A 23080-nucleotide genomic window follows, 5' to 3' on the forward strand; every position below is an offset into this window, starting at 1 on the left:
GATGGTTCGTTTATATGCTGATGAGCAGTTTCCTAGACAAGTAGTAGAATTACTTCGTTCTTTAGAACATGATGTTTTAACAGTCCAAGAAGCTGGTAATCAGGGTTTATCCGATGAAGCAGTATTAGCTTTTGCTGTGAACCAAAATCGCGCAGTATTAACTTTAAATCGCCGTGATTTCTTTCGTTTACATCGTTTAAATCAGGAACATTGCGGAATTATTGCTTGCGTAGATGATGGCGATCGCCAGAGAATGGTAATGAATATTGATCAGGCGATAAATGGATTAGAAACTCTCGCAGGTAAACTTATTCGAGTTTATCGAGTACAACCTCCTAATTTATCACAATAATTGTGGCAAAGCGTTGATCAAACACCTGAAAAATTTATCGAAAGCCACCAAAAGTGAAACCCAACACCAATTCTCCCTGTTGGGTTTCGCGAAAGCTTTACCCAACCTACAAGATTATGCGATCGCACTGGTAAGTAGGGTTTGTTGAAACATTGCCTTGTTGTTTCTTCATTTTGGGAATGTATTGTAGTATTGTAGGTTGGGTTGAGGCAACGAAACCCAACAAATTCAGGTAAAATAAGAGATGATGTTGGGTTCCGCTCTGCTATCAAATCGATAGGTTTTCTCAAAAATATTTATTCGCTCAACCCAACCTAGGGGCGATCGCACTGAATTTGCAATTGCTTAGCGTTGCACTTTGTTTGCTGAGGGATAGGTAGGTGCGCTCTTACCATTAAGAATTAAATTCGCCACGGGTCGCACCTGAAGTTGTGGAAATGGTTAAGGGATTGCAGGAGTCGCTTAAGGTTAACTCTTTGTCTAAAGGTAAATTTTCAGTATGATTACTCATAACAATTTACAATTCATAAAGTCAGATCAGGTTTTGGTTTCAAGGAAAGCATCTGTTGCTAGGTAAGTCTTCAGCTATCAGCGTGTCGCGTATCAGCTATCAGCGTGTCGCGTATCAGCTATCAGCGTGTCGCGTATCAGCTATCAGCTTTTGAATACAATAAGCTGACGGCTGACGGCTGACGGCTGATGGCTGAATGCTTACGTTGCTTGATTTGGAATAAGTGATATAATATATGTACGTAAATCTGTACATAAACTGATGTTTGATTACGAGATTACATCTCAAAATGATGCTAAAAATAACTTATTTAAGTTGTTGGATATAGTTGCACAAAATAATCAGGTATATATCATCAATCGTCGTGATGGGGAGAATGTTGCTTTGATTACAGAATCGGATTTGAGGAGTTTAGTAGAGACGGTTTATCTGTTAAGAACCCCTAGCAATGCAATTCGCCTGCTGGATGCAATTGAGGAGTCTAAGACTGGAAAAATAAAACCTCAAACCATTGAAGAACTTTACTCTGAGTTGGGAATTGAGCAAGAAGAAGAAGAAAAAGGCTGAATTGGATCAAGTAAAGCCAGTTGTGGTTAATCGCAGTCCTGGTTTTAGTTCTAGGTTTAAGGAAGATTTGGCTTGGTGGTTCAAGCATGATTTTAAAGTGGCGTCGAAAATTTTGGATTTGGTTACTGCTGTAATGGACAATCAATCCATTTGAGGGCATTGGTAAACCAGAACCATTAAAGTATATGGATGCAGATATTTGGTCACGCCGCATTGATTTGGAACATCGGCTGGTTTATCGGGTGGGAAGTAGTCAGATTGATTTTCTGGCTTGTCGGTATCATTATGAGTGATGTTTTGTTATATTTTATTGTCAATTAATCCACTACTAAGCCACTCCGTAGCCTGTGTAAGGACGTTTATAACTGGGATGTAAACCGAGAAGAATGTCCTCTTTTGGTATACCCATGTCCACCAAATATTGCGCCAAATCAGCTTCTGTCATATTTCGCTGAATCCAAACTTTACCATCTTTGATATCTAAATGGATGAAACAGTTGTAAACTCGTTTGAGTCCATCCCAGCCGATATCTAGAAGTTGATAATGGTCATGTTCTGTGTCAAAAATAAGTTGACACTCAATCTCTGAATTTGGATTATTCGCTTCTAAGGTGGCATGATTAGTTAATAGCTGGCGGATGAATAATCGGTACTTTTCTAGTTTTTCCATTGGATGATTACCTCTTCAACAGGATTATATATACCAATCCTAAATGAATTGTGAGAATTTTTGTTCCCTTTTCCCTACTCCCTACTCCCTGTTCCCTGTTCCCTGTTCCCTGTTCCCTGTTCCCTTTGGTATAGCACTACCCATTAAATTTAGGACATTGATACATGCTCAAAAGCTGTTGTAGTCAACTTTTGCCTCTTGCCTCTTGCCTGGCGCGTAGCGCTATATATGAGTAATTTTCATTTATCCTTCAATAGTGAGCGGGATGCTTACGCTAGCAAAGGGAAACCATAGTGATGAGTAGGGTGCTTCAGGCACTTGTTTGGTCAATATAAGGAACATTTTGCTATTTTGCGGGCGTTAGTACCGTTATCGATTCGATTGCTTTGGTGCGTTACGCTGTCGAAGGGCGCACCAAAGCAAGATCAGCGATTAGCCCAAAGGGCTACGCTTCGCGATCGCACTAAGCTGAACGCCTACCACCATACTATGAGGTATGTCTAGAGTGTGTCATGGGATTGTTTGCTTGAGGTAAGAGACATTTGGCTCTTTTGCGCCGTAACGCACCAATAATCTTGTGATTTTCTCTTTTATCTCAGTGTCTGCATTCTTCGGCAGCCTTTCTATTGGTTTTCGGTAATCGTTATCAATTACTTCGGGATCGGCATCTCGATCGAGAAGCGTTTTAATTATCGGAATATTCAGCTTACTTACCGCGATCCCTAATGCATTCATTCCACTAAATCCGCCAGCTTCATTGATTGTGTCTTTTGCTCCGTGATTAAGGAGCAGTTGAACCATTTCTATATTTTCTTCCTCTACACTCCATCTCAGAGGAGAATTGCCTTCATTATCCTTGACATTAGGATTAGCTCCCGCTTTCAATAGTAAGCTTACTATATCTTTGTGGCCGCCCCACATAGCCATGAGTAATGGATGAGAATCCCGGTCTAGATTCCAAGCATTGACATCAGCTCCGGCTTTTATCAAAAGTTTTACAATTTCTATTTTTCCTCCATAATCCACTTCATCTATCGCTTCTTGTAAGGGAGTCCAGAAAGGGGGATTAGGCATGTAAAAATTAACGTCGAGGCCTTGTTCAATCATTTTCGCAAGATTACTATCATCATGGTCTCGAATTATATCAAAAATATCTTGATTGTTCATTTTAATTAACCAAAATAACATTATGATAAACTACTGTAAACTCAATACTTGAGATTAATAGTAACGTTCAAGGCTTGAGCTAAAAATATTCTCTATATATAATCTCCATAATTGTCTAATAGCTCTTGGCAGTTTTCCAGTGCATTCTTCATTTGATTGATAGCATCTTCATGTCTTTGATCCGGTTTTCCACCAAAGCATTCATCTTGTATTTGTTGTCTTTTATCAATACATTCTTGTATAATTATAATTCTGTTAATAACATGGTTTTTCGTCATTCCTTTGACTGATCTTCCTTTGAGTTTTTTCCCTGCTTTTAGCTTATCCAAAGCTGGCTTACACTTAGGCAGTGGTATAGAACCACAAATTGCATCTTTTTCCTCTTGGAGTCTCTCAAGGACTTCATCTTCACAAGTCTGATTTGAATGTTTTCTATCTCTTTCCGCTTTTTTTTTGCCATCTTCTCTTTTACTTCTTCGAATTGTATAATCATAATCCCAATCTTTTCCCCCATCAATAACTGTGATAGAGCTGAATATAGGATGTTTATTCTTTGTAATCTTGGCAGCTTTCATTGCATTAGCTTTAGTTATTTTATTGTTCTTTAAATATTTATTCTCTTCAACATGTAAGTCTCTAAGTCCGGCTTCAACTACTTTTTCTTTACTTTGCTCATTCTTACTCCCCTTACCCTTCTTCCCATTAAACAACCCCCTCGCCTTCAACAACACCTTATCAATCGCCTGATCAATCCGCTCGCGAATCTTACCAATAATATTCTCAACCTTCTTCGCCAAACCACCAATACCCAACAAGGAAGCCAAGAACCCTATTACCACAGGTACAGCTTTCGCTAAAGCATTCTCTACCAACTTCGCTGCACCACCAACTGCACCAGATGCGATCGCACTCACGGCATCCACAACTGCATTTACCAATTCCAGCACCTGACTACCGCGATTGATAAAGAACATGATGATGTCATAGATTGCCATGGCGGCTTTGACAAAAGCTGATGCTGGATTTAACAAGCTCAGAACCCACTTCACCCCGGCGGTGATCACCTGGGTAACTACCATGCTCTTGATTTCTTCGATGACTGTTTGTTTCAGGTCGTTGAACTGTTCCTTAACCTGTTCCCACAGTCCCATCGGTCCGCGATCGCGTAATACCTGGAATATTTCCACGCTTTTCTCCATCCCAGCATCTCAAGTAGCCCATTAGCACCTCAAGTAGCATCTCAAGTAGCCCATTAGCACCTCAAGTAGCATCTCAAGTAGCGCATATGCTTACCCTCTTTGTAGCGACACCATTTTACTCTAATTAACGGCAAACTCAGTATATTGACGTACAGCAGGTTCTTGAAATGCTAGTACAATATCAGTCTTTGGTACTCCCAATTTGACGAGTTCGTTGGCAAAACCAATTTCAGTTCCATCATGATGTATCCAAATTTTGGCATTTTTGATGCTGAAATGTAGAACACAACCATACATGGGTTGACGATTCTTCCAGCCAGTATAGACAACTTGGTAATGGTCGTGGTCTGAGTCAAAAATTAAGGCAGCTTCAACATCTTGATCAGATGGACTTTTACTGGCATAATCACTCAGAAGTTGTTTAATGTATTGGCGATACTGAATTATTTTTTCCATTCTAACATCACCTCTTAAGATAAGCAATCTCTGCAAATCTTGATACAAAACTATTATACAATAATGGACTTACTTTAGAGTTTTGAGTTATTCTGGGTTAGGTTAGCGATTGACCGTAGGTCACGCTACGCGATGCGACCTAGGAGCCGCTAAAAGCGATTGACCGTAGGTCACGCTACGCGATCGCGTATAGTCCAAGGGGATCGAAAGTGCGATTGACCGTAGGTCACGCTGCGCGAACGCCGATCGCTCTTTAAGTGGCGTTGCTGAATTAGGAAATGAATAGGAGTGGGATGGGCATCCTGCCTGCCCGGAAATGAAACGGCCAAGATGCCCGTTCCACGGCAAGAGGGTGCACTGAATTTTGGAATTAGGCACAAATTCGGGCAAAAATTCCCACACTTCCTACACTTCCCGCGCCCGGGTACCACAGTCCTTACAAGGGTAGGTTTTTTACAAAGGTAAGCTTTGAGGTATTGATAGTACACGTGTATGGGTAACTTCAGTTATAATGGTAATGCCTGGAAAATAATTTCATTATTTATAAAAAAATGACTATAACGCTTCAATTTAAACCAGAAGTAGAGGCTCGTTTAATTGCTCAAGCTGCTGCCAAAGGTTTATCATTAGACACCTATCTTGAATCTGTAATTGAAGATAGTTTGATTAACCAAAAACCAATATCTTTATATCAAACAGCAACCGATCAAGAATGGAACTCGGAATTGATGGATTTAATCAATAGTCCAGCTTTTACTGTAGCACCGCCACTTGCGGATACAGCAGTTGACCGAGAAAGTATCTACACAAGAGAAGAAGAAATGTTATGAGCTATTTGGTGGATACAAATGTTTTGCTGCGTTTGGTGCAGAAGACTAGCCCGATGCATCCCGATGCTCGAAAAGCGATTTTTATACTTAGAAGACAAGGTGTTTCCTTATGTATGTATTATTCCACAGAATCTTATCGAGTTTTGGGCTGTTGCTACACGACCAATTAGCAATAATGGTTTAGGTTTATCTATTGATGAAGCTTCACAAGCAACAGATAAAATCAAGATACTATTTGTACTATATCCTGATCCTCCTGGGATTTTGGCTGAGTGGGAAAGTATTGTTATTAAACATCAGGTTAAGGGAAAACAAGTACATGATGCTCGTTTAGTCGCTGCGATGGTAACTCATAAAATTACACATTTACTTACATTTAACATTGATGACTTCAAACGTTTTTATGAGATTATAAGTGTTAATCCCCAAAGTGTTGCTTCACAAGCTTAGATATATTCGGTGATGTAACAACCTATGTGAGTATCAGTGGCGATTGACCGTAGGTCACGTGGGGCGCGATGAAGCGAAGCTTCCGCGCTTGTGCGAACGCAATTATTTTATGCTGCTCCATGAAGGCTGGGAAAATCATCGCCGTGTATATGGTACGATTGTTCATGCTCAAATCCGCGATGGTAAAATTTGGATTCACTACGACGGTATTGAAGTACGACGGTATTGAAGATAGTATCACGGAGGAATTGGTTGCTTCAGGAGTACCGAAGGATAGGATTGTTCTGGCTTTCCATCCCCGTGAGATTCGTGAACATACTGGGTATGCAGTGGCATAGAATTGGTTTTGGTGGGTTTGATCGAGCAATGGGCTGCTAGTTACAAGATCAGCGATCGCAATTTAATAGCTTCTTGAGAATTTAGTTGACGTTTTCCGTTTAATATGTCTAGTATTGTTTGTTCTTGCTGGAAAATTACTAAAAAATCCGATATCTTCAAATTGTAGTCTTCCATTAAGGTTTGTAATAGTTCTTGATCATTTAACTGAGGGAATTGCTCGTTTTTTTCTTCATAATCATAGACTAGCATTCCTAATACTCTTAGATAATCTCGATCATCTTGATTAAGATTGTTTTTGTCTAGTATTGAGTTAATTCTTTGTTGAGTTGCCGTTAATTCAAGATCATTGGTGATAGGACGAGGTGCAAATTCTGTGAGCAAATTGAGGTAATAATGGCTAGGACTTGTTAAACCAGTCGTCATTTTTCCAATTCTCCTTATCGTAATCTGCGTGGGTTAAAACAGCACGAATAAAAATAATTTGTGCTTGGTAGTCAATGTAAGTAATTAAGCGATAATTGTTACCACTGATATTAAAAACGGTAAAGTTGCCAACTAAATCAGCAGAAGGAAATAATTGACGCAATTGGGCAAAATTCTCAATGGAAGGTTGAGTGATTCTTTCATACCATAATAATAAGCTATTTCTCGCTGTTGAGTGCTTTTCCCAAAATTCTCGTAAACTCCTCCGACTAATCACCCGCATGGTTTTAACAATCAAACTTCATTATTTAACACAGAGTATCATCAGATCAATGAAAAGTCTGGTTCCACAACGGAAAGTGTTTTAGCTTTTGATAAAGTACACAATCATTACCTTTTGCTGCTGATGGGTTGGCACAAAGATGAACGGATTAAGAGTGTGATGATTCATATCCGTTTGAAGGATGACAAGATTTGGATTGAGGAAGATTGGACAGAGGATGGGGTGGCGACAGATTTGTTACAGAAAGGAATACTACGAGAGGAGATTGTTTTGGCATTTCATCCACCTCATGTTAGACAATATACCGAATTTGCAATTGCTTAGGGGCTTAGATGAGAGTATTTCTTGATAGTTTTTCCCCAGGAAATTAAACTATGCTGCCTTATTAATAGTTGGTTCCGGAAGAGTTTCACCTGTTTCTTGATAGGCTATTACCAAAGATTCTAAAGCTTCAGTTCCATTCTTAACTGCTTCTTCATAAGTTTCTCCATGAGTCCGCCATTGTTGTCCGGGTAAGTCCGGGAAACCAACTAAAAAACAACTGAAGGGGTGACATGGAAGTTGAAAAGCACAGTGGGACTGAAATCTGAGAAAATGGGGTCAGAAAAGATGAGAGAGATTCTCACCGCGACCCCATCAAACAAAAATGATAGCTAAATTGTACACCTCACACCTAGAAAAGCAACTATCGAGAGCCCACTACTTAGTCTTAATGCTGGTAATAGGGATACTGCAAAAAGTCAAAAATGTCAAATTAGAAGTGCTAGCACAAGCACTACCAATCCCGATTTTATTTGAGAGTAGAATAAAAAAACTACAAAGATTCTTAGACTTAGAACAACTAACTATCGAAAAGTGCTGGCTCCCCTGTGTAGAGCTATTATTAAAACAAGTTTTTTGTGAAGAAAAGACGTTATATTTAGCCATAGATAGAACGAGTTGGGGATTGGTAAACATCTTGATGGTGAGTCTAATTTTGCAAAAACGTGCCTTGCCAATAGCTTGGATACTATTAGACAAAAAAGGGAATAGTAATCTTGAGAACAAAAAGTCCTCAACCAAGTATTCCCCTTATTTACTGAGCATCAAGTGGTCGTATTAGGAGACAGAGAATTTTGCTCACCCAAACTAGGAAAGTATCTCACCGCCAAGGGTGTAGACTTTTGTTTGAGACAGAAACAATCCACAAATGTTAGCAGTCAACACCAACTCTCAACTGCCTTGAAAAACTTAGGATTATCTCCGGGAATGAAACTTTTTTTTCAGGGCGTAAATCTTACTAATCAAAAGGGCTTTGGTCCGTTTAATCTGGCGGGTAAGTGGCGCAAAAATTACCGAGAATTTAGTGCTAAAGAACCTTGGTATCTGTTAACTAATCTGCCTAACTTAGAACTAGCTATTAGAGCTTATAAGAAACGTTTTGGCATTGAGGAAATGTTTCGAGATTTCAAGACTGGTGGCTACAATCTTGAAGAGACTAAACTGACAAGCAAGCGCTTATCTACTTTAATTGTACTAATTTCTATTGCCTATACTAGCGCATGCTTAGAAGGACGTATGCTTTCCAATATGGGCTTACAAAAATACTTAGTTCGTCAGCGAGAACCTCAACGTTATATCCGTAGACATAGTAGTTTTTATGTTGGTATTCATGCTCATTTGTGGGTTGATTTATTTCAACTTTACTCTGAATGTGTGCAGGAGTTAATGCAAATTAACCGCCATAAGTTGCCTAATTATCTAAAGGGTCTCAGGGCTAGATTGCAAGTTCTGTCTGCCTTGTAGCTTTCATGTCGCCCCGTCAGAAAAAACAATTATCTTATTCTGACCATTTAATTATCATTTGATATTTAAGTTTGCTCATCATTAAGATTATCTTTAGCTTTTTCTACATCATATTTTATTTTAATCTTATTTTCCTCATGAGCTGTCTTGACTTCTTTGATTACAGGCTGAGAAATCCTTTCTAGTAATTCCATATATTTGATTAGCAGTGTTAGAGTATTAATCTGCACAGAGTTTGCCGAAGCCTTTTGAATCGCTCCTGTGATAGCATTTATTGCTTCTTCATCTATCTTATTTTCTGCCATTAAAGTATGATCATCAAGATCTGCTGCTTTGAATTGCTCACCTTCTTCACCTATCTTTAGATCTGTTGTGTATTCAATATTGACATCATCAGTCTTAATTTCTTTACCTTGAGTCCAATTTTCTGGTTTATTCATATCCTCCTCCGCCGTGGAAGTAGGTACCATTTCATGGAGCTTTGCTTCAATTTTTGTTGGAATTAGCTTGTCTTCAGGAATTCCACCTGGTTCATTTTCTTGTTTGCCAGCATCTGTATCAGTTGCTGATACGCTGGTTTTATTTCCATAGGTGACTTTCACAACATACTTGATAACCTTATTTTCTTTGAAAACCGCATCTTTTGCATGTCGCTCCATATTCTTTTCCATTTCTGGATTATTTTTAATGCTTGGAATAGGCGTTAAGTTCTCCGAGTCATTGCCCTTCCCAAATAACTGATGATTTAGCAAGTGAGCTGATACAATGGTTCGACCTTTTTGCCTGAGTTTCTTCCATAAAACTGAACGCCCAGCCGAGGTAGGCTGGCTTCCAGAAGTATTACTTGGTCCTTTAATAGACAGCAAAGGTGCTGTCATAACTTTTCCATCTTTACTTATTGTCCCATCAGATAAAGTTAAAGGAGTCGTTTCAAAGTCAACATCCTTTGATTTTGGCCGTGCCTGAGAAGTATTGTCTACGAATGATAGATTCCCTTTGTCATCCTTATAAATTTCAGGAATATTTTCTAGGGAATTAGCAATAAAATCCAGCGTTTCTTTAATTATTTTACCATGATCAATACCAAAATTACTAGTAGTTCTTCCTTGAGAATTTGTGAGGAATTTCTCAATGGCATCAATCTTAGGATCAATATCATTTGTCAAGGCCTTTTCAATTTTATTCAAGCTTCCTGACACATTATATTTCTTGATTATTTGTTGATTTTGCGGATCGGGATTGCTTATTGCAGCTCGAATATTCTTAACATGTTCCCTCAAGTCAGTGGGAATGCTCTTTCGATAAAGAATAATGTCTTTACCTTTCTGTTCAAAGTCAAGTGTGTGCTTTTTATTCGATTTATTTTCATAAGGCTCCACCATGCCTAGCACGTCTTTTAAAAGCTTTTGCGAATCTGGCTTTTCCTTTCGTTTCTCTTTGCTATTGTCCTTACCCTTCTTCCCTTTAAACAACCCCTTCGCCTTCAACAACACCTTATCAATCGCCTTGTCAATCCGCTCGCGAATCTTACCAATAATATTCTCAACCTTCTTCGCCAAACCACCAATACCCAACAAGGAAGCCAAGAACCCTATTACCACAGGTACAGCTTTCGCTAAAGCATTCTCTACCAACTTCGCTGCACCACCAACTGCACCAGATGCGATCGCACTCACGGCATCCACCACCGCATTTACCAATTCCAGCACCTGACTACCGCGATTGACAAAGAACATTATTATATCATAAATTGCCATGGCGGCTTTGACAAATGCTGATGCGGGATTTAACAAGCTCAGAACCCACTTCACCCCGGCGGTGATCACCTGGGTAACTACCATGTTCTTGATTTCTTCGATGACTGTTTGTTTCAGGTCGTTGAACTGTTCCTTAACATGTTCCCACAGTCCCATGGGTTCGCGATCGCGTAATACCTGGAATATTTCGACGCTTTTCTCCATGCCAGCTACTACTGGTTCCCCAAAGAGTTTGACTGCTTTACCACGAATGTAATTAAATGTCAAGCCCAAGACTTGGGTTACTAAGCTGAATATTCCCGGTAAGCTAAAGATGTCATCGGGTAGTTGAATACCCATCGGTCCCAGGGTTCCAGTTAACCAGCCAATTAAACCGGCTTGTAGATGTTGCCCAATGTTACCGACAAAATTCTCAAAGCCTTGTTTGATACCACTAATTAAGTTACCTAGGAAGCCGATGGGGTCTTTAATAATGTTACCAATCACACTAGCCGCTTTACTCAAGACACTCAGCAACATGTCTTTGAGTTTCTTAATAGTATCGATGACTCCAGTTATGGCATCAAATGCCTTGGCGAACCAGGGTTGATTGGATGCCTTCATCTCCTCAATACGGGCATCCAATTCTTCGAGGTTTTTAGTGTAGGCTTGTGACAGGGTATCTATGAGCTGACCGTGTTTATCATCAACACTTTGCTCTAGCCCATCAAACTGACTCTGAATATTATTAGCAGCTTCTTGTCCAACCTGCTGCAAAGAAGCAGGTAATCCGTCTACATATTCCTGAGTTTCTCGCCTACCTTCTGCAATCTTCTCCTTGGCTAGGTTAAGCTGCTCAGTCACATAGTTAGCAATATCAGTAAGGGTTACATCCATCTCACTGAGATATTCATTCCGCCCTTCTTTAAAAAAGGCAGTAACTTCTGGGGGAACTCCCAAAAGCTTGTCCTTAAACCACCTGCCTGCGCCCCAAATACCATCGTAACGGCTTTTATAGTCCTCCATGTATGGAGCAACGTAATTTTCATAAGCCTTTTTAGCCCGCTCGGTTCCAGCATTAAAGCGACTCATGACCTCGCCTTGAATGCCATTCAGGATGTTCTCAACTGACGTTTTTGTGTTTTGGTAGATACCATTGATGTGGCTAGCAACATCAATTCGCTTTTGCTCATCCTTACCCTTAGCTTCAACTTGCTGATTGGTAACCTGAGCTAATAATTCAGCGCGGGAGCCATGCATTCCTTGCAGTTGTTGCCCAGCTGTGGTTGCAGCTTCCCCTTGGGCTTGGGTTAACTGGTTTTGCTCGAACTGACGATAGGCTTGGGGTGCTTGGCTGGCATTAGTTTGAGCCTCTTGTTTTGCTGCTAAAGCCGTTTGGAATTGGGGTTCATTGGAATTGGCTAACTGTTCCGAGGTAATATCAGCGTCAGCCATCTGTTGGTCAAGTTTTTGGCTACTTTCTTGTAGCGGTGCCTCCACTTCACCTTGTCCCTTGGCTTTAGGAATAGCTTTTTGAGCACCAATATTTTTGGTTACTGCTCCGGCTTCATTGGCAGGTAGGGGAGTTACTGATTTCGGTTCGATACTGCTGGTATCCGGTGCTTGTTTCGCCTTCTGTTCTAAGGGTGCTTGAGATGCAGTTTGCTCTTGCTTAACGGTATTTTGGATCTGGCTCTTGACAGAAGCCAGTTTGTTACTATCCTTAAACTCATCCGCTTCTTCAAGAGTTTTCGGAGCTGCTGACTTGATGCGCTCCATTAATTTAGCCTTGAAAGCAGCAGCATTAAAACCAGGAGTGGGAGCCTGTTCCATCTCACCCACTTGATTGGCCTGGGCTTTGCTTTCTATTTCCTTGGCAGGACTTTCCGCTGCATCTTGGGCTTCTTTCGCTTTTGTACTAGCTGGGGCGTGTTGTTTTTCCTTATTGGCAACTCCCTTAGCCTTAGCAACCACTGCTTTAAAATCTGGATCTGACTCTGGGGAAGCAGGAGTAGTTTCTTGGGGTGTTGCTTCAGCAGGTGTTGCCGTGGTTTCTTGATTTACCTCAGCTTTAATCCCTTGATTAGCTGCTTCTGGAGCCATTGCCTCCTGGTTTTTCCCTGGAGTTTCTCCAGAACTAACCGATGTTGCATTTGTTTCCGGCTTTGGGGCTGTTTCAGCCTTAGGAGCAGCAGTTTCTTGAGGTGCAACTACCTCTGTGTTAACTGTATTTTCCCCCTCGACTTCTGGTTTTATATCAGTATCCTTGACAAGAGTCTGAGATTCTTGATTGACCCCATTCCCCGGACTATCCTTGATCGGAACAGCAAACCCAGTCTTATTTTCGAATTTATTTGTCTTCTTGGCCTGTTGATCAATTACCTTCGCTTGAATTCCCCCGGTCTGCTGTATGGTATGGGTCAACTCATGGGCCGTCAAACTATTCTTACCAGGAGACTTCCCCGCACCATAGAAAATATCCCTACCATGGGTAAAGGCTTGGGCTCCCAACTCCTTATTCATCTGTGAAGCACTAGAGTCAGTATGCACCCGCACGTTACTAAAATCAGCCCCAAACCTTGGTTCCATAAAACTACGGATGGATTCTGACAAAAGTTGACCCGTACCCCGTCGGGATTGGATTTTGGTTTCTAAATTAGGGGATACTTGTGGGGTTTGACCAGGATTTGCTTTGGTTTGTATTTCCTCTTCCTCGGATTGTAACTGTAGGGCGATCGGCTTAGTTTGTATTTCTTCTTCCTCGGATTGTAACTGTAGGGCGATCGGCTTAGTTTGTATTTCCTCTTCCTCGGATTGTAACTGTAGCGCTATGGGCTTAGTTTGAATGTCCTCTTCCTCTGTTTGATTTTGCACTGGTGGTGCTGGCATGCGCATTACTTGGGCTGCAACTGTGTCCGCTTCCTTTTCGTACACATCATCTGGTTCCCCCACTTGCATTTTTGTCTGGATGAGACGATTGACGGCTTGGTTACCGATGATGCTTTGCAGTTTCAGGAGGGGGTGAACCGGACTATGGGTAGCCAAGGGGGTTGGCTTGGCTTGAACGGTTTTCCCCGTTGGGGTGGTTTGGTTGTTTTTGGTTTGGCTTGCCCGTTGATTACCCATATGGTTCACCTTTCAGTTAGTTGTTCAGAAGTAATTTTTGAACTAATCTTTTAGCTCCCCCCTAGCCCCCTTATCAAGGAGGGAAAGCAAAAATCAGTGTTTTCTTACCTCCCCCTTATTAAGGGGGATTGAGGGGGATCTAGTCTTAACTATTGACTTTTGTGTTCCAAAGTTTGTACCTTCTCCATTAGCAAGGAAATCGTGTTATTTTGCTCCTTCACCACTTTAGTTAAAACCGCCACAATATCCATCGGACTGAGGGTTTTGCGATCGCGACTTGCTACTAAATCTGGCACATCTTCGGCAATAAATCCAATGTGGGTTTCTTTTTGGTGATCTTCTTTATAGCGGAATTGGACGGGATTGAGTCCTTCCAGGGTTTCTATGGCATCTTCTATTGCCAGGGTATTAATATTTTCTTTGAGCTGTCGTGAGGATCTTTGTTGGAGATTGTTAGCTCTTATAAACTCCTTAGCAGTTATATTACCTGTTACATGCACTCTACCATTGAAGTAGCCAGCATAATTGTTGCCAGCACCTTTGGCACTACCGTAAACACCAAAGGAGGTACTTCCTTCACTACCTGTTACTTCACCGTAAACTCCGTAGACAGTAGATGCCCCACCATTGATAGCAGTGAAATAGCCACCATATCCAGATTTTAAAAAACCTAGCTTTGAAGGTATGTCTCCTTCAATGGTATCAATGGTATCAATAGGTTGAACAGTACCCCCTTTAATGGTATCAACTGCCTCTACAGATATCTCAGTTCGCTGTTCAATAAAATCCCCAGGTTTCACAGACTCAGGACTGTTTTCCGGAGTAATGCCTCCTAAAATTGAAATATTCTCTTTAAGAATATCATCTGTGGTATCATTAGGCTCATCTTTAACTATAATTTCGTCGTCTGGATGTTTTTCATCTTTTACAACGATAGACGTTAGAAAACCCTGGAAATGACCCCTAACACCGTAGCAGCGCGGAATATTATTTACTTTTTCTGTTATGGCGAAGCTGGCACCGGATACTCCTCTTTCTTGGGAGTCATTAGTTCTAGGGAGAAGGTAATTACCAACCAAAACACCGCCATTGTAGCGAATATGGTTACCGGATAAGGTCTGCCACTTTCCGTCGCCACTAATACCAGTTAAACCAGAACCATCCCCTTCAAACTTAGTAGCTTTAACCGTTCCAGATACCTCTAATTTGCTATTCCTAATGGTGATATTACCATTGCGATAGAAAATTATGCCTTTGTTCCAATCCCACTCCCCGTCAGGTTTATCACAAGTGAAGTGGAGTAAATCTCCATTTTTAAAAGTTCTTGAATGAAAAATAAACTTCTGGTTATTGGCATCTTTGCCAAGAACTAAGTCACCGACAATATGCTGTGTGCTTTTAGGGGTTTTGGTACCAATGCCGACATTGCCAGCATTATAGTAAATACTGTTACTATCACCATCAGACCACTTGGTTTCACCACCAGCGCTAATCCCAGTTAAACCAGAACCATCCCCTTCAAACCTAGTGGCTTGGACAGTTCCATCTACCTCTAATTTTGTACTAGGATCTGTTGTCCCAATCCCAACATTACCAGAAGTAGGATGAACTGTTAACCCATCCCGCGAAAGCATATCAGAAACACTAGGAAGCCAGCTATCATTATCTAAATTGGCTAGGTATGGTAAGGCTAGATATACTTCAAAAGATCCGTCAGCGTCGTCACCCGCTATACCCATAGAAAAACTCTGACCACCCAACTTCGTTACCTCAGATGTGGGAATTACGCCATCTACTCGATACCAACCATCTGGAGCATTATCACTTTGTTCCTTGGTAATTATCAATCCACTATTAGGCTTTCCGTTACCCCACCCAGCAAGTTCGCCAAATCCCACTTGTTTACCGGAAGAAATCTTGAGCCAAGCTTTGAGATGTACGTACTTTTTGGTTAAAAAATTACCTCGGGACTCAAAGGGAAAAAGTATCATGGTATGTTGTCCTGAATTATCCCCAGTAATTTTCAAAATCTTACCGTCAGGAAAACTAGCCCAACCATCAGCTAAACCACCTCTTTTTATTCGCGCACCTTTGTTAGATATGCCAAACCAATAAGGATTTTCTTCGGTTGCATCATCTACACTATCGGCAGCATTGGCTGGTTTTGTTCCTACATAGGGTCCTTCAAACCCTTTCGTGAAAGGGTGGGCTGCTTCTAAAGTAACATTCCCAAGGGTGGTGTACCCAGCAGGCTTGTTGCCATCGAGTATATTCATGTAGGAATTTCTGATTAGATTAGGCGGCATTGATGACCCCCTAATCATGCCAGAGGTTGTAATCTTGCCATTGACAGTGAGGTTGTCTTCGATAGTCAGCGACTTTGCCTTAACAGCTCCATCCACCTCTAATTTTTCAATAGGATTATTTGTCCCAATGCCGACATTGCCAGCATTATAGTAAATCTTGTTACTACCACCATCAGACCACTTTCCAGCACTAATACCAGTTAAAGCCGAACCATCCCCTTCAAAGTTAGTGGCCTTGACAGTTCCAGCCACCTCTAATTTTTCACTAGGATTGGTTGTCCCAATACCGACATTACCATCCACTGTCAGAGCACCAGTGGTATGTAAAGCATCATCCACCCTCAGTGCCCCAGATGAATGCCCTGAGCGAATTACCCCTGTAACTTTCACTTCATCATTATCCGCATCCCCCAAGGACACATTCCCTTTTACTTCCAGCAAACCATTCACTGTCAGGGAACCATCGATGGTTGAGTCTCCTGCCCCCTCAAATTTAGTGGCTTTGACAGTTCCAGCCACCTCTAATTTTTCACTAGGATTATTTGTGCCAATACCGACATTGCCGTTTGGCTGTAACCTCATTATTTCTTGACCATCTGCAGCACCACCGGTCGCCGCAAAAATGAATCTGAATGCATCATTGGTATTATCTCCCCATGCCAGTACAGAATCTTTGCGATCTGCCCCTTGATCTTTCAATCCTAGAAATAGATGGTCAGTATCCCAAGCAACTTGTAGTCCTCTTGTCATCCAGGGGCGGGGGGCACTAATACCTCCTACTCCAACTTGCAAAAGGGATTGTGGATTAGTTGTCCCAATACCCACATTGCCATTGGGGTCAATCGTCATACGGTGTTGATAGTTAGTAGCAAAGGTTAATGGGTGGTTCGATTCCGTTCCAATTACGCCTCTGGCTCCATTCCAATCATCATGACTAAAAACACTGGTTACTACCCCACCACCAGACCTGACATTTAACCGAGCATGCTGTGAACCTAAGATGTCTAAAACTTTGTTCCAATCCTGAGGATTATGAATAGAGGTTGTGCCAATGCCTACATTGCCATCCACTGTCAGGGAACCAAAAGCAGAACTAGTGGCCTTAACAGTTCCAGCCACCTCTAATTTTTCACTAGGATTCGTTGTCCCAATGCCTACATTCCCATTTCCTTTAATAACAAGGGCAGTTTCTTCAACTCCATCGTTACCCGTATTAACAAAAGCAATTCCTCCATCAGGATTAGGGTCATTCCCATCGGTTTTTTCAATCACTAAAGCATCTTGACTAGTCCCAAAGAAATTGTTGTCGTACCTGAGTCGAAAACCATCTCCAGTAGGTGTACCGGATTCATTAGTACTATGAAAAATCTGAGTTCCTGTAGTCGCTAATTTTAAAGCCCCAGATACTTCTAAAGTGCTAGCCAGCACACCACCCACAGTTAAGTTATTTTCTATGGTAAGGGAACCTGTTACCCGATCGGTCACACTTAATTGAGCAGTAGCGATCGCATCCCTAACACTGAGATTCCCATCCACTGTCAGAGGACCAGTGGTATGCAAAGCATCATCCACCCTCAGCGCCCCAGATGAATGCCCTGAGCGAATTACCCCTGCAATTGTCACTTCATCATTATCCGCATCCCCCAAGGACACATTCCCTTTTACTTCCAGCAAACCATTCACTGTCAGGGAACCATCGATGGTTGAATTTCCTGCCCCCTGAAATTTAGTGGCTTTGACAGTTCCAGCCACCTCTAATTTTTCACTAGGATTATTTGTGCCAATGCCGACATTGCCGTTTGGCTGTAACCTCATTATTTCTTGATCATCTGCAGCACCACCGGTCGCCGCAAAAATGAATCTGAATACATCATTGGTATTATCTCCCCATGCCAGTACAGAATCTTTGCGATCTGCCCCTTCATCTTTCAATCCTAGAAATACATTGTCACTATCCCAAGCAACTTGTAGTCCTGTTGTCATCCAGGGGCGATTACCACCTCCTAATCCATCTCCAACTTGCAAAAGGGATTGTGGATTAGTTGTCCCAATACCCACATTGCCATTGGGGTCAATCGTCATACGGTGTTGATAGTTAGTAGCAAAGGTCAATGGGTGGTTCGATTCCGTTCCAATTACGCCTCTGGCTCCATTCCAACTATCATGACTAAAAACACTGGTTACTACCCCACCACCAGACCTGACATTTAACCGAGCATGCTGTGAACCTAAGATGTCTAAAACTTTGTTCCAATCCTGAGGATTATGAATAGAGGTTGTGCCAATACCGACATTGCCATCCACTGTCAGAGCACCAGTGGTATGTAACGCATCATCCACCCTCAGCGCCCCAGATGAATGCTCTGAGCGAATTACCCCTGCAATTATCACTTGATCATTATCACCATTCCCCAAGGACACATTCCCAGGCATATGCTCGGTATCACGGGCAATCACATCCCCCTGTACTTCCAGGTTTCCAGCAACGGTTAGGGAACCATCGATGGTTGAGTCTCCTGTCAGGTTTAAGTTGGTGGCCTTAACAGTTCCAGCCACCTCTATTTTTTCACTAGGATTATTTGTCCCAATACCTACATTGCTGTTTCCTTTAATAACAAGGGCAGTTTCTACAACTCCATCGTTACCCGTATTAACAAAAGCAATCCCTCCATCAGGATTAGGGTGATTAAGATCTCTTTGTTCAATCACTAAAGCATCTTGATTAGCCCCAAAGAAATTGTAGTCGTATCTGACTCGAAAAGCATCTGCAGTAGATAACTTAGCACCAGCAAGCTTGCGTACAGAATTATCCACTGCACTAACCTTACCGTTGTTGTCTAGGGTCACCCGTGCCAACAGAATCTCTTTATCATCCCTAGGGTCACTATCAGCATTTTTTAAATCTACATTACCGTCTTGGAGATTGTCTTGACTTGTGTTACTCCCGTAAATTAGAAACTTGGGACGTTCAGTGGTGCGAGTGTATTTGATCTCGCTACCTACTCGGTAACCCTTGTCCTTAATTTCCCGATACATGACGGTAATTTCAATAGTTGCCTTGAGTGGTAATCCATCTAAGTTAATCGTGTTAATCGTGTCCGGTACTGTACAATTGGGTAAAACAATAATTTCTTGACCATCTTTATCAATGGCCATACCCTTACTAACGGCAATTTTTTTATCCCCGGCTTTAGTTACTTCTAATCCTTCCACCACACCCCATTCATGGAGTAAACGATTGTGACGCAGGCGCATGTCACGATGGTAGGCTTGCTCATCCTTAAAATCTTCTTCTACTAGAAACTGGGAAGTAAAGTAATTGGGACGTTGAATATTTTTCATTATGGTTATTATAGTACTTTGAAATTGGGTCTGGGAAAAATTATTGGTTTTAGGGAGCAGGGAATAGGGAATAGGGAGCAGGGAATAGGGAATAGGGAACAGGGAATAGGGAATAGGGAGCAGGGAGCAGGGAGCAGGGGAAAGAGGCAGTATTCAGAAATTTTGGTTAGTTAAATAGCCTCATTTTCCTTATAAATTCAGCTTTCTGAGTGTTTTAACTGGAAATGAGCGGATAGCAGGTACTGAAGAAGGCTAAAAAGCGCTAGATTGAGTTTTCTGTTCCAAAGTTTGTACCTTCTCCATTAGCAAGGAAATCGTATTGTTTTGCTCCTTCACCACTTTAGTTAAAACCGCCACGATATCCATCGGACTGAGGGTTTTCCGATCATGACTGGCCACTAAATCCGGCACATCTTCCGCAATAAATCCAATGTGGGTTTCTTTTTGGTGATCTTTTTTGTAGCTGAATTGGACCGGATTGAGTCCTTCCAGGGTTTCTATAGCATCTTCTATTGCCAGGGTATTAATATTCTCTTTCAACTCTCGTGAGGATACTTGCCCAATAGTGCGATATGTTAAATGACCTGTTACATTTGCATTACCATCGAAGTAGCCAGCATAACTAGTTTTGCCACCTCTGGCACGACCGTAGACACCGTATACAATTGCACTGCTATTATTCTGAGCATCGGCTCTGCCGTAGACACCAAATCGGCTACCACTGGTACCACCTGTTGCTTGTGCATACAAACCAAATTTAGTGCCATTGCGATTGCCTCCTACAACGCTTTGAACTCCATAGGCCGTTCTATTGCCCGTATTAGTAGCAATGGCCTTGACGCTTCCAGCCACTTCTAATTTTTGAGTAGGATTATTTGTGCCAATGCCGACATTGCCAGCATTATAGTAAATCCTGTTACTACCACCATCAGACCACTTTGTGCCACCAGCCCTAATACCAGTTAAACCAGAACCATCCCCTTCAAACCTAGTGGCTTTAACAGTTCCAGCTACCTCTAATTTCTGCCTAGGATTATTGGTGCCAATACCAACTTTTTTAGAACCAAGACCAACTGATAAAACGGGTTCTCCGCTTCCTTGAAAAACTATTAGATCTCCGTGCTCTCGGTATTCAACTCCCCAGTTTCGATGAGATGGGGAATGAGCAATGATTGGTCGAGATGCATTGTTTCTAGCACTTTGATGGATGTACATCATGGGGGCTGTCCCGTTGGCAAATCCGATTGAGCCGTTAACCGTGAGTTCAGCATAGGTGCTATTTGTCCCAATACCTACATTGCCATGGTTATAGTAAATACTGTTATTACTACCATCAGACCACTTGGTTTCACTGCCAGCCCTAATGCCAGTTAAACCAGAACCATCCCCTACAAACCTAGTGGCTTTAACAGTTCCAGCTACCTCTAATTTTTCCGTAGGATTTGTAATGCCAATACCAACTTTTTTATAACCAAGACCAACTGATAAAACGGGTTCTCCGCTTCCTTGAAAAACCATTATATCTCCGTGCTCTCGGTATTCAACTCCCCAGTTTCGATAACGTGGGGAATGAGCAATGATTGGTCGAGATGCATTGTTTGTACCACTTTGATGGATGTACATCATGGGGGCTGTCCCGTTGGCAAATCCGATTGAGCCGTTAACCGTGAGTTCAGCATAGGTGCTATTTGTACCAATACCTACATTGCCATTGTTATAGTAAATACTGTTATTACTACCATCAGACCACTTGGTTTCAGCGCCAGCCCTAATACCAGTTAAACCAGAACCATCCCCTTCAAACCTAGTGGCTTTAACAGTTCCAGCTACCTCTAATTTCTGCCTAGGATTATTGGTGCCAATACCAACTTTTTTTGAACCAAGACCAACTGATAAAACGGGTTCTCCGCTTCCTTGAAAAACCATTATATCTCCGTGATCTCGGTATTCAACTCCCCAGTTTGGATGAGATGGGGAATGAGCAATGATTGGTCGAGGTGCATTGTTTGTACCACTTTGATGGATGTACATCATGGGGGCTGTCCCGTTGGCAAATCCGATTGAGCCGTTAACCGTGAGTTCAGCATAGGTGCGATTTGTACAAATACCTACATTGCCATGGTTATAGTAAATACTGTTATTACTACCATTAGACCACTTTGTGGCACCAGCGCTAATACCAGTTAAACCAGAACCATCCCCTACAAACTTAGTGGCTTTAACAGTTCCATTTACCTCTAATTTTTCCGTAGGATTTGTAATGCCAATACCAACTTTTTTATAACGAAGACCAACTGATAAAACTGGTTGTCCGCTTCCTTGAAAAACCATTAGATCTTCCTGATCTCGGTATTCAACTCCCCAGTTTCGATAACGTGGGGAATGAGCAATGATTGGTCGAGGTGCATTGCTTGTACCACTTTGATGGATGTACATCATGGGGGCTGTCCCGTTGGCAAATCCGATTGAGCCGTTAAGCGTGAGTTCAGCATAGGTGCTATTTGTACCAATACCTACATTGCCATTGTTATAGTAAATACCGTTACTACCACCATCAGACCACTTTCCAGCACCAATACCAGTTAAACCAGAACCATCCCCTTCAAACCTAGTGGCTTTAACAGTTCCAGCTACCTCTAATTTTTCCGTAGGATTATTTTTGCCAATACCAACATTACCATCCACTGTCAGAGCACCAGTGGTATGTAACCCATCATCCACCCTCAACGCTCCAGATGAATGCCCTGAGCGAATTACTCCTGTAACTTTCACTTCATGATTATCCGCATCCCCCAAGGACACATCCCCAGCAATATGCTCGGTATCACGGGCAATCACATCCCCTTTTACTTCCAGGTTTCCATTCACTGTCAGGTCACCATCAATGGTTGAATTTCCGGTCAGATTTAAGTTTTCGGCGGAAATGGTACCATCTAGCTCTAAGTTATCGAGGTTAGATAACTTAGCACCAGCAAGCTTGCGTACAGAATTATCCACTGCACTAACCTCACCGTTGTTGTCTAGGGTCACCCGTGCCAACAGAATCACATTATCATCGGTAGGGGCAAAACCAGTTTTTACATCTACATTACCGTCTTGGAGATTGTCTTTACTTGTTTTACTCCCGTAAATGACAAACTTGGGACGTTCAGAGGTGCGAGTGTATTTTTTATCATTACCTACCGCTACTTCGTCACCATCATCCTTAATTTCATCATAGATGACGGTAATTTCAATAGTTGTATTGGCTTCTAATACATCTACATCTAAGTTAATCGTGTTAATCGTGTCCGGTACTGTACAATCGGGTAAAAGAATAATTTCTCGACCATATTTATCAATGGCCATGCCCTCACTAACCGCAATTTTTTTCGGCTCGGCTCTGGTTACTTTTAATCCTTCCACCACACCCCATTCATGGAGTAAGCTATTGTGACGCAGGCGCATGTCACGATGGTAGGTTTGCTCATCGTTAAAGTCTTTTTCTAATAGAAACTGGGAAGTAAAGTAATTGGGACGTTGAATATATTTCATAATC

At 41.7% G+C, this 23080-nt stretch carries 21 protein-coding genes and 1 pseudogene; 12 read left to right on the forward strand and 10 right to left on the reverse strand.

Annotated features, from left to right (window positions below; translation table 11 throughout):
- The first annotated feature begins 1 nt into the window (after nucleotide 1).
- The 4 genes from F6K57_RS00490 to F6K57_RS00505 all read left to right on the forward strand — a co-directional run bounded on the left by F6K57_RS00490 (nucleotide 2) and on the right by F6K57_RS00505 (nucleotide 1723).
- The gene (locus F6K57_RS00490) at nucleotides 2-352 is read left to right on the forward strand and encodes a DUF5615 family PIN-like protein (protein ID WP_293024498.1); all 351 of its coding nucleotides are present in this window, start codon (nucleotides 2-4) and stop codon (nucleotides 350-352) included.
- 13 nt (nucleotides 353-365) lie between these two features.
- Nucleotides 366-500, forward strand: a complete 135-nt coding sequence (locus F6K57_RS00495) for a hypothetical protein (protein ID WP_293063892.1) — start codon at nucleotides 366-368, stop codon at nucleotides 498-500.
- 624 nt (nucleotides 501-1124) lie between these two features.
- Nucleotides 1125-1430 carry a type II toxin-antitoxin system prevent-host-death family antitoxin gene (locus tag F6K57_RS00500; protein WP_293024464.1) on the forward strand — a complete coding sequence of 102 codons (306 nt, stop codon included), beginning with the start codon at nucleotides 1125-1127 and terminating at the stop codon, nucleotides 1428-1430.
- A 185-nt stretch (nucleotides 1431-1615) separates the two neighbouring features.
- Nucleotides 1616-1723, forward strand: coding sequence for a type II toxin-antitoxin system YoeB family toxin (locus tag F6K57_RS00505; RefSeq protein WP_293024466.1), 108 nt, complete (start codon nucleotides 1616-1618; stop codon nucleotides 1721-1723).
- Between the two features lie 35 nt (nucleotides 1724-1758).
- On the opposite strand, the gene F6K57_RS00510 is transcribed toward F6K57_RS00505, so the two are convergent.
- Entirely contained in the window at nucleotides 1759-2100 is a 342-nt protein-coding gene (locus F6K57_RS00510; protein WP_293024468.1) for a XisI protein, read from the reverse strand.
- A 43-nt stretch (nucleotides 2101-2143) separates the two neighbouring features.
- Between F6K57_RS00510 and F6K57_RS00515 the strand changes: the two genes are divergently transcribed.
- Nucleotides 2144-2284 carry a hypothetical protein gene (locus F6K57_RS00515; protein ID WP_293039604.1) on the forward strand — a complete coding sequence of 47 codons (141 nt, stop codon included), beginning with the start codon at nucleotides 2144-2146 and terminating at the stop codon, nucleotides 2282-2284.
- A 326-nt stretch (nucleotides 2285-2610) separates the two neighbouring features.
- On the opposite strand, the gene F6K57_RS00520 is transcribed toward F6K57_RS00515, so the two are convergent.
- The 4 genes from F6K57_RS00520 to F6K57_RS00535 form a co-directional block, all read right to left on the reverse strand.
- Nucleotides 2611-3267: an ankyrin repeat domain-containing protein gene (locus F6K57_RS00520; protein ID WP_293024472.1), complete on the reverse strand. Its 657-nt coding sequence runs from the start codon at nucleotides 3265-3267 to the stop codon at nucleotides 2611-2613.
- A 92-nt stretch (nucleotides 3268-3359) separates the two neighbouring features.
- Nucleotides 3360-4466: a hypothetical protein gene (locus F6K57_RS00525; RefSeq protein ID WP_293063898.1), complete on the reverse strand. Its 1107-nt coding sequence runs from the start codon at nucleotides 4464-4466 to the stop codon at nucleotides 3360-3362.
- 120 nt (nucleotides 4467-4586) lie between these two features.
- The gene (locus tag F6K57_RS00530; RefSeq protein ID WP_293063901.1) at nucleotides 4587-4922 is read right to left on the reverse strand and encodes a XisI protein; all 336 of its coding nucleotides are present in this window, start codon (nucleotides 4920-4922) and stop codon (nucleotides 4587-4589) included.
- A gap of 170 nt (nucleotides 4923-5092) precedes the next feature.
- Complete coding sequence (locus F6K57_RS00535; RefSeq protein ID WP_293063904.1) at nucleotides 5093-5251, reverse strand: hypothetical protein; 159 nt, start codon at nucleotides 5249-5251, stop codon at nucleotides 5093-5095.
- 222 nt (nucleotides 5252-5473) lie between these two features.
- On the opposite strand from F6K57_RS00535, the gene F6K57_RS00540 reads away from it, so the two are divergent.
- The 4 genes from F6K57_RS00540 to F6K57_RS00555 all read left to right on the forward strand — a co-directional run bounded on the left by F6K57_RS00540 (nucleotide 5474) and on the right by F6K57_RS00555 (nucleotide 6540).
- Nucleotides 5474-5752, forward strand: a complete 279-nt coding sequence (locus F6K57_RS00540) for a hypothetical protein (protein WP_293063906.1) — start codon at nucleotides 5474-5476, stop codon at nucleotides 5750-5752.
- Between the two features lie 63 nt (nucleotides 5753-5815).
- Nucleotides 5816-6202 (forward strand): PIN domain nuclease, encoded by a 387-nt coding sequence (locus F6K57_RS00545; RefSeq protein WP_293063909.1) that lies wholly within the window; start codon nucleotides 5816-5818, stop codon nucleotides 6200-6202.
- A gap of 109 nt (nucleotides 6203-6311) precedes the next feature.
- Complete coding sequence (locus F6K57_RS00550; RefSeq protein ID WP_293064140.1) at nucleotides 6312-6431, forward strand: element excision factor XisI family protein; 120 nt, start codon at nucleotides 6312-6314, stop codon at nucleotides 6429-6431.
- Nucleotides 6382-6540, forward strand: coding sequence for an element excision factor XisI family protein (locus tag F6K57_RS00555; protein WP_293063912.1), 159 nt, complete (start codon nucleotides 6382-6384; stop codon nucleotides 6538-6540). Before F6K57_RS00550 ends, F6K57_RS00555 begins: the two co-directional genes overlap by 50 nt.
- A gap of 40 nt (nucleotides 6541-6580) precedes the next feature.
- On the opposite strand, the gene F6K57_RS00560 is transcribed toward F6K57_RS00555, so the two are convergent.
- Both F6K57_RS00560 and F6K57_RS00565 read right to left on the reverse strand, forming a co-directional pair.
- Nucleotides 6581-6964, reverse strand: a complete 384-nt coding sequence (locus tag F6K57_RS00560) for a transcriptional regulator (RefSeq protein WP_293063915.1) — start codon at nucleotides 6962-6964, stop codon at nucleotides 6581-6583.
- Nucleotides 6939-7262 carry a type II toxin-antitoxin system HigB family toxin gene (locus F6K57_RS00565; RefSeq protein WP_364300590.1) on the reverse strand — a complete coding sequence of 108 codons (324 nt, stop codon included), beginning with the start codon at nucleotides 7260-7262 and terminating at the stop codon, nucleotides 6939-6941. Before F6K57_RS00565 ends, F6K57_RS00560 begins: the two co-directional genes overlap by 26 nt.
- Before the next feature lie 27 nt (nucleotides 7263-7289).
- Here F6K57_RS00565 and F6K57_RS00570 point away from each other — a divergent pair.
- The 3 genes and pseudogenes from F6K57_RS00570 to F6K57_RS00585 form a co-directional block, all read left to right on the forward strand.
- A pseudogene (locus tag F6K57_RS00570) lies at nucleotides 7290-7571 on the forward strand (XisI protein); the annotation flags it as partial.
- 322 nt (nucleotides 7572-7893) lie between these two features.
- Nucleotides 7894-8349: a hypothetical protein gene (locus tag F6K57_RS00580; RefSeq protein WP_293063918.1), complete on the forward strand. Its 456-nt coding sequence runs from the start codon at nucleotides 7894-7896 to the stop codon at nucleotides 8347-8349.
- Nucleotides 8337-9032 (forward strand): IS4 family transposase, encoded by a 696-nt coding sequence (locus F6K57_RS00585; protein ID WP_293063920.1) that lies wholly within the window; start codon nucleotides 8337-8339, stop codon nucleotides 9030-9032. The genes F6K57_RS00580 and F6K57_RS00585 overlap by 13 nt, the downstream gene beginning before the upstream one ends.
- Nucleotides 9033-9097: 65 nt before the next feature.
- Here the strand turns inward: F6K57_RS00585 and F6K57_RS00590 are convergent, their stop codons facing one another.
- The 3 genes from F6K57_RS00590 to F6K57_RS00600 all read right to left on the reverse strand — a co-directional run bounded on the left by F6K57_RS00590 (nucleotide 9098) and on the right by F6K57_RS00600 (nucleotide 23076).
- Nucleotides 9098-13894 (reverse strand): DUF4157 domain-containing protein, encoded by a 4797-nt coding sequence (locus F6K57_RS00590; RefSeq protein WP_293064145.1) that lies wholly within the window; start codon nucleotides 13892-13894, stop codon nucleotides 9098-9100.
- 149 nt (nucleotides 13895-14043) lie between these two features.
- Nucleotides 14044-19542, reverse strand: a complete 5499-nt coding sequence (locus F6K57_RS00595) for a tail fiber domain-containing protein (protein WP_293063923.1) — start codon at nucleotides 19540-19542, stop codon at nucleotides 14044-14046.
- A gap of 252 nt (nucleotides 19543-19794) precedes the next feature.
- The gene (locus tag F6K57_RS00600; RefSeq protein WP_293063926.1) at nucleotides 19795-23076 is read right to left on the reverse strand and encodes a tail fiber domain-containing protein; all 3282 of its coding nucleotides are present in this window, start codon (nucleotides 23074-23076) and stop codon (nucleotides 19795-19797) included.
- Nucleotides 23077-23080 lie beyond the last annotated feature (4 nt).

Source organism: Moorena sp. SIO4A5, from assembly GCF_010672005.1.
Taxonomy (GTDB): domain Bacteria; phylum Cyanobacteriota; class Cyanobacteriia; order Cyanobacteriales; family Coleofasciculaceae; genus Moorena.

Bases quoted from the DNA above. Each gene is read 5' to 3' on its own strand.
- F6K57_RS00490 (WP_293024498.1), top strand. From the start codon at position 2: ATGGTTCGTTTATATGCTGATGAGCAGTTTCCTAGACAAGTAGTAGAA.
- F6K57_RS00500 (WP_293024464.1), top strand. From the start codon at position 1,125: ATGTTTGATTACGAGATTACATCTCAAAATGATGCTAAAAATAACTTA.
- F6K57_RS00505 (WP_293024466.1), top strand. From the start codon at position 1,616: ATGGATGCAGATATTTGGTCACGCCGCATTGATTTGGAACATCGGCTG.
- F6K57_RS00510 (WP_293024468.1), bottom strand. From the start codon at position 2,100: ATGGAAAAACTAGAAAAGTACCGATTATTCATCCGCCAGCTATTAACT.
- F6K57_RS00515 (WP_293039604.1), top strand. From the start codon at position 2,144: ATGAATTGTGAGAATTTTTGTTCCCTTTTCCCTACTCCCTACTCCCTG.
- F6K57_RS00520 (WP_293024472.1), bottom strand. From the start codon at position 3,267: ATGAACAATCAAGATATTTTTGATATAATTCGAGACCATGATGATAGT.
- F6K57_RS00525 (WP_293063898.1), bottom strand. From the start codon at position 4,466: ATGGAGAAAAGCGTGGAAATATTCCAGGTATTACGCGATCGCGGACCG.
- F6K57_RS00530 (WP_293063901.1), bottom strand. From the start codon at position 4,922: ATGGAAAAAATAATTCAGTATCGCCAATACATTAAACAACTTCTGAGT.
- F6K57_RS00540 (WP_293063906.1), top strand. From the start codon at position 5,474: ATGACTATAACGCTTCAATTTAAACCAGAAGTAGAGGCTCGTTTAATT.
- F6K57_RS00545 (WP_293063909.1), top strand. From the start codon at position 5,816: ATGCTCGAAAAGCGATTTTTATACTTAGAAGACAAGGTGTTTCCTTAT.
- F6K57_RS00550 (WP_293064140.1), top strand. From the start codon at position 6,312: ATGCTGCTCCATGAAGGCTGGGAAAATCATCGCCGTGTATATGGTACG.
- F6K57_RS00555 (WP_293063912.1), top strand. From the start codon at position 6,382: ATGGTAAAATTTGGATTCACTACGACGGTATTGAAGTACGACGGTATT.
- F6K57_RS00560 (WP_293063915.1), bottom strand. From the start codon at position 6,964: ATGACGACTGGTTTAACAAGTCCTAGCCATTATTACCTCAATTTGCTC.
- F6K57_RS00580 (WP_293063918.1), top strand. From the start codon at position 7,894: ATGATAGCTAAATTGTACACCTCACACCTAGAAAAGCAACTATCGAGA.
- F6K57_RS00590 (WP_293064145.1), bottom strand. From the start codon at position 13,894: ATGGGTAATCAACGGGCAAGCCAAACCAAAAACAACCAAACCACCCCA.
- F6K57_RS00595 (WP_293063923.1), bottom strand. From the start codon at position 19,542: ATGAAAAATATTCAACGTCCCAATTACTTTACTTCCCAGTTTCTAGTA.
- F6K57_RS00600 (WP_293063926.1), bottom strand. From the start codon at position 23,076: ATGAAATATATTCAACGTCCCAATTACTTTACTTCCCAGTTTCTATTA.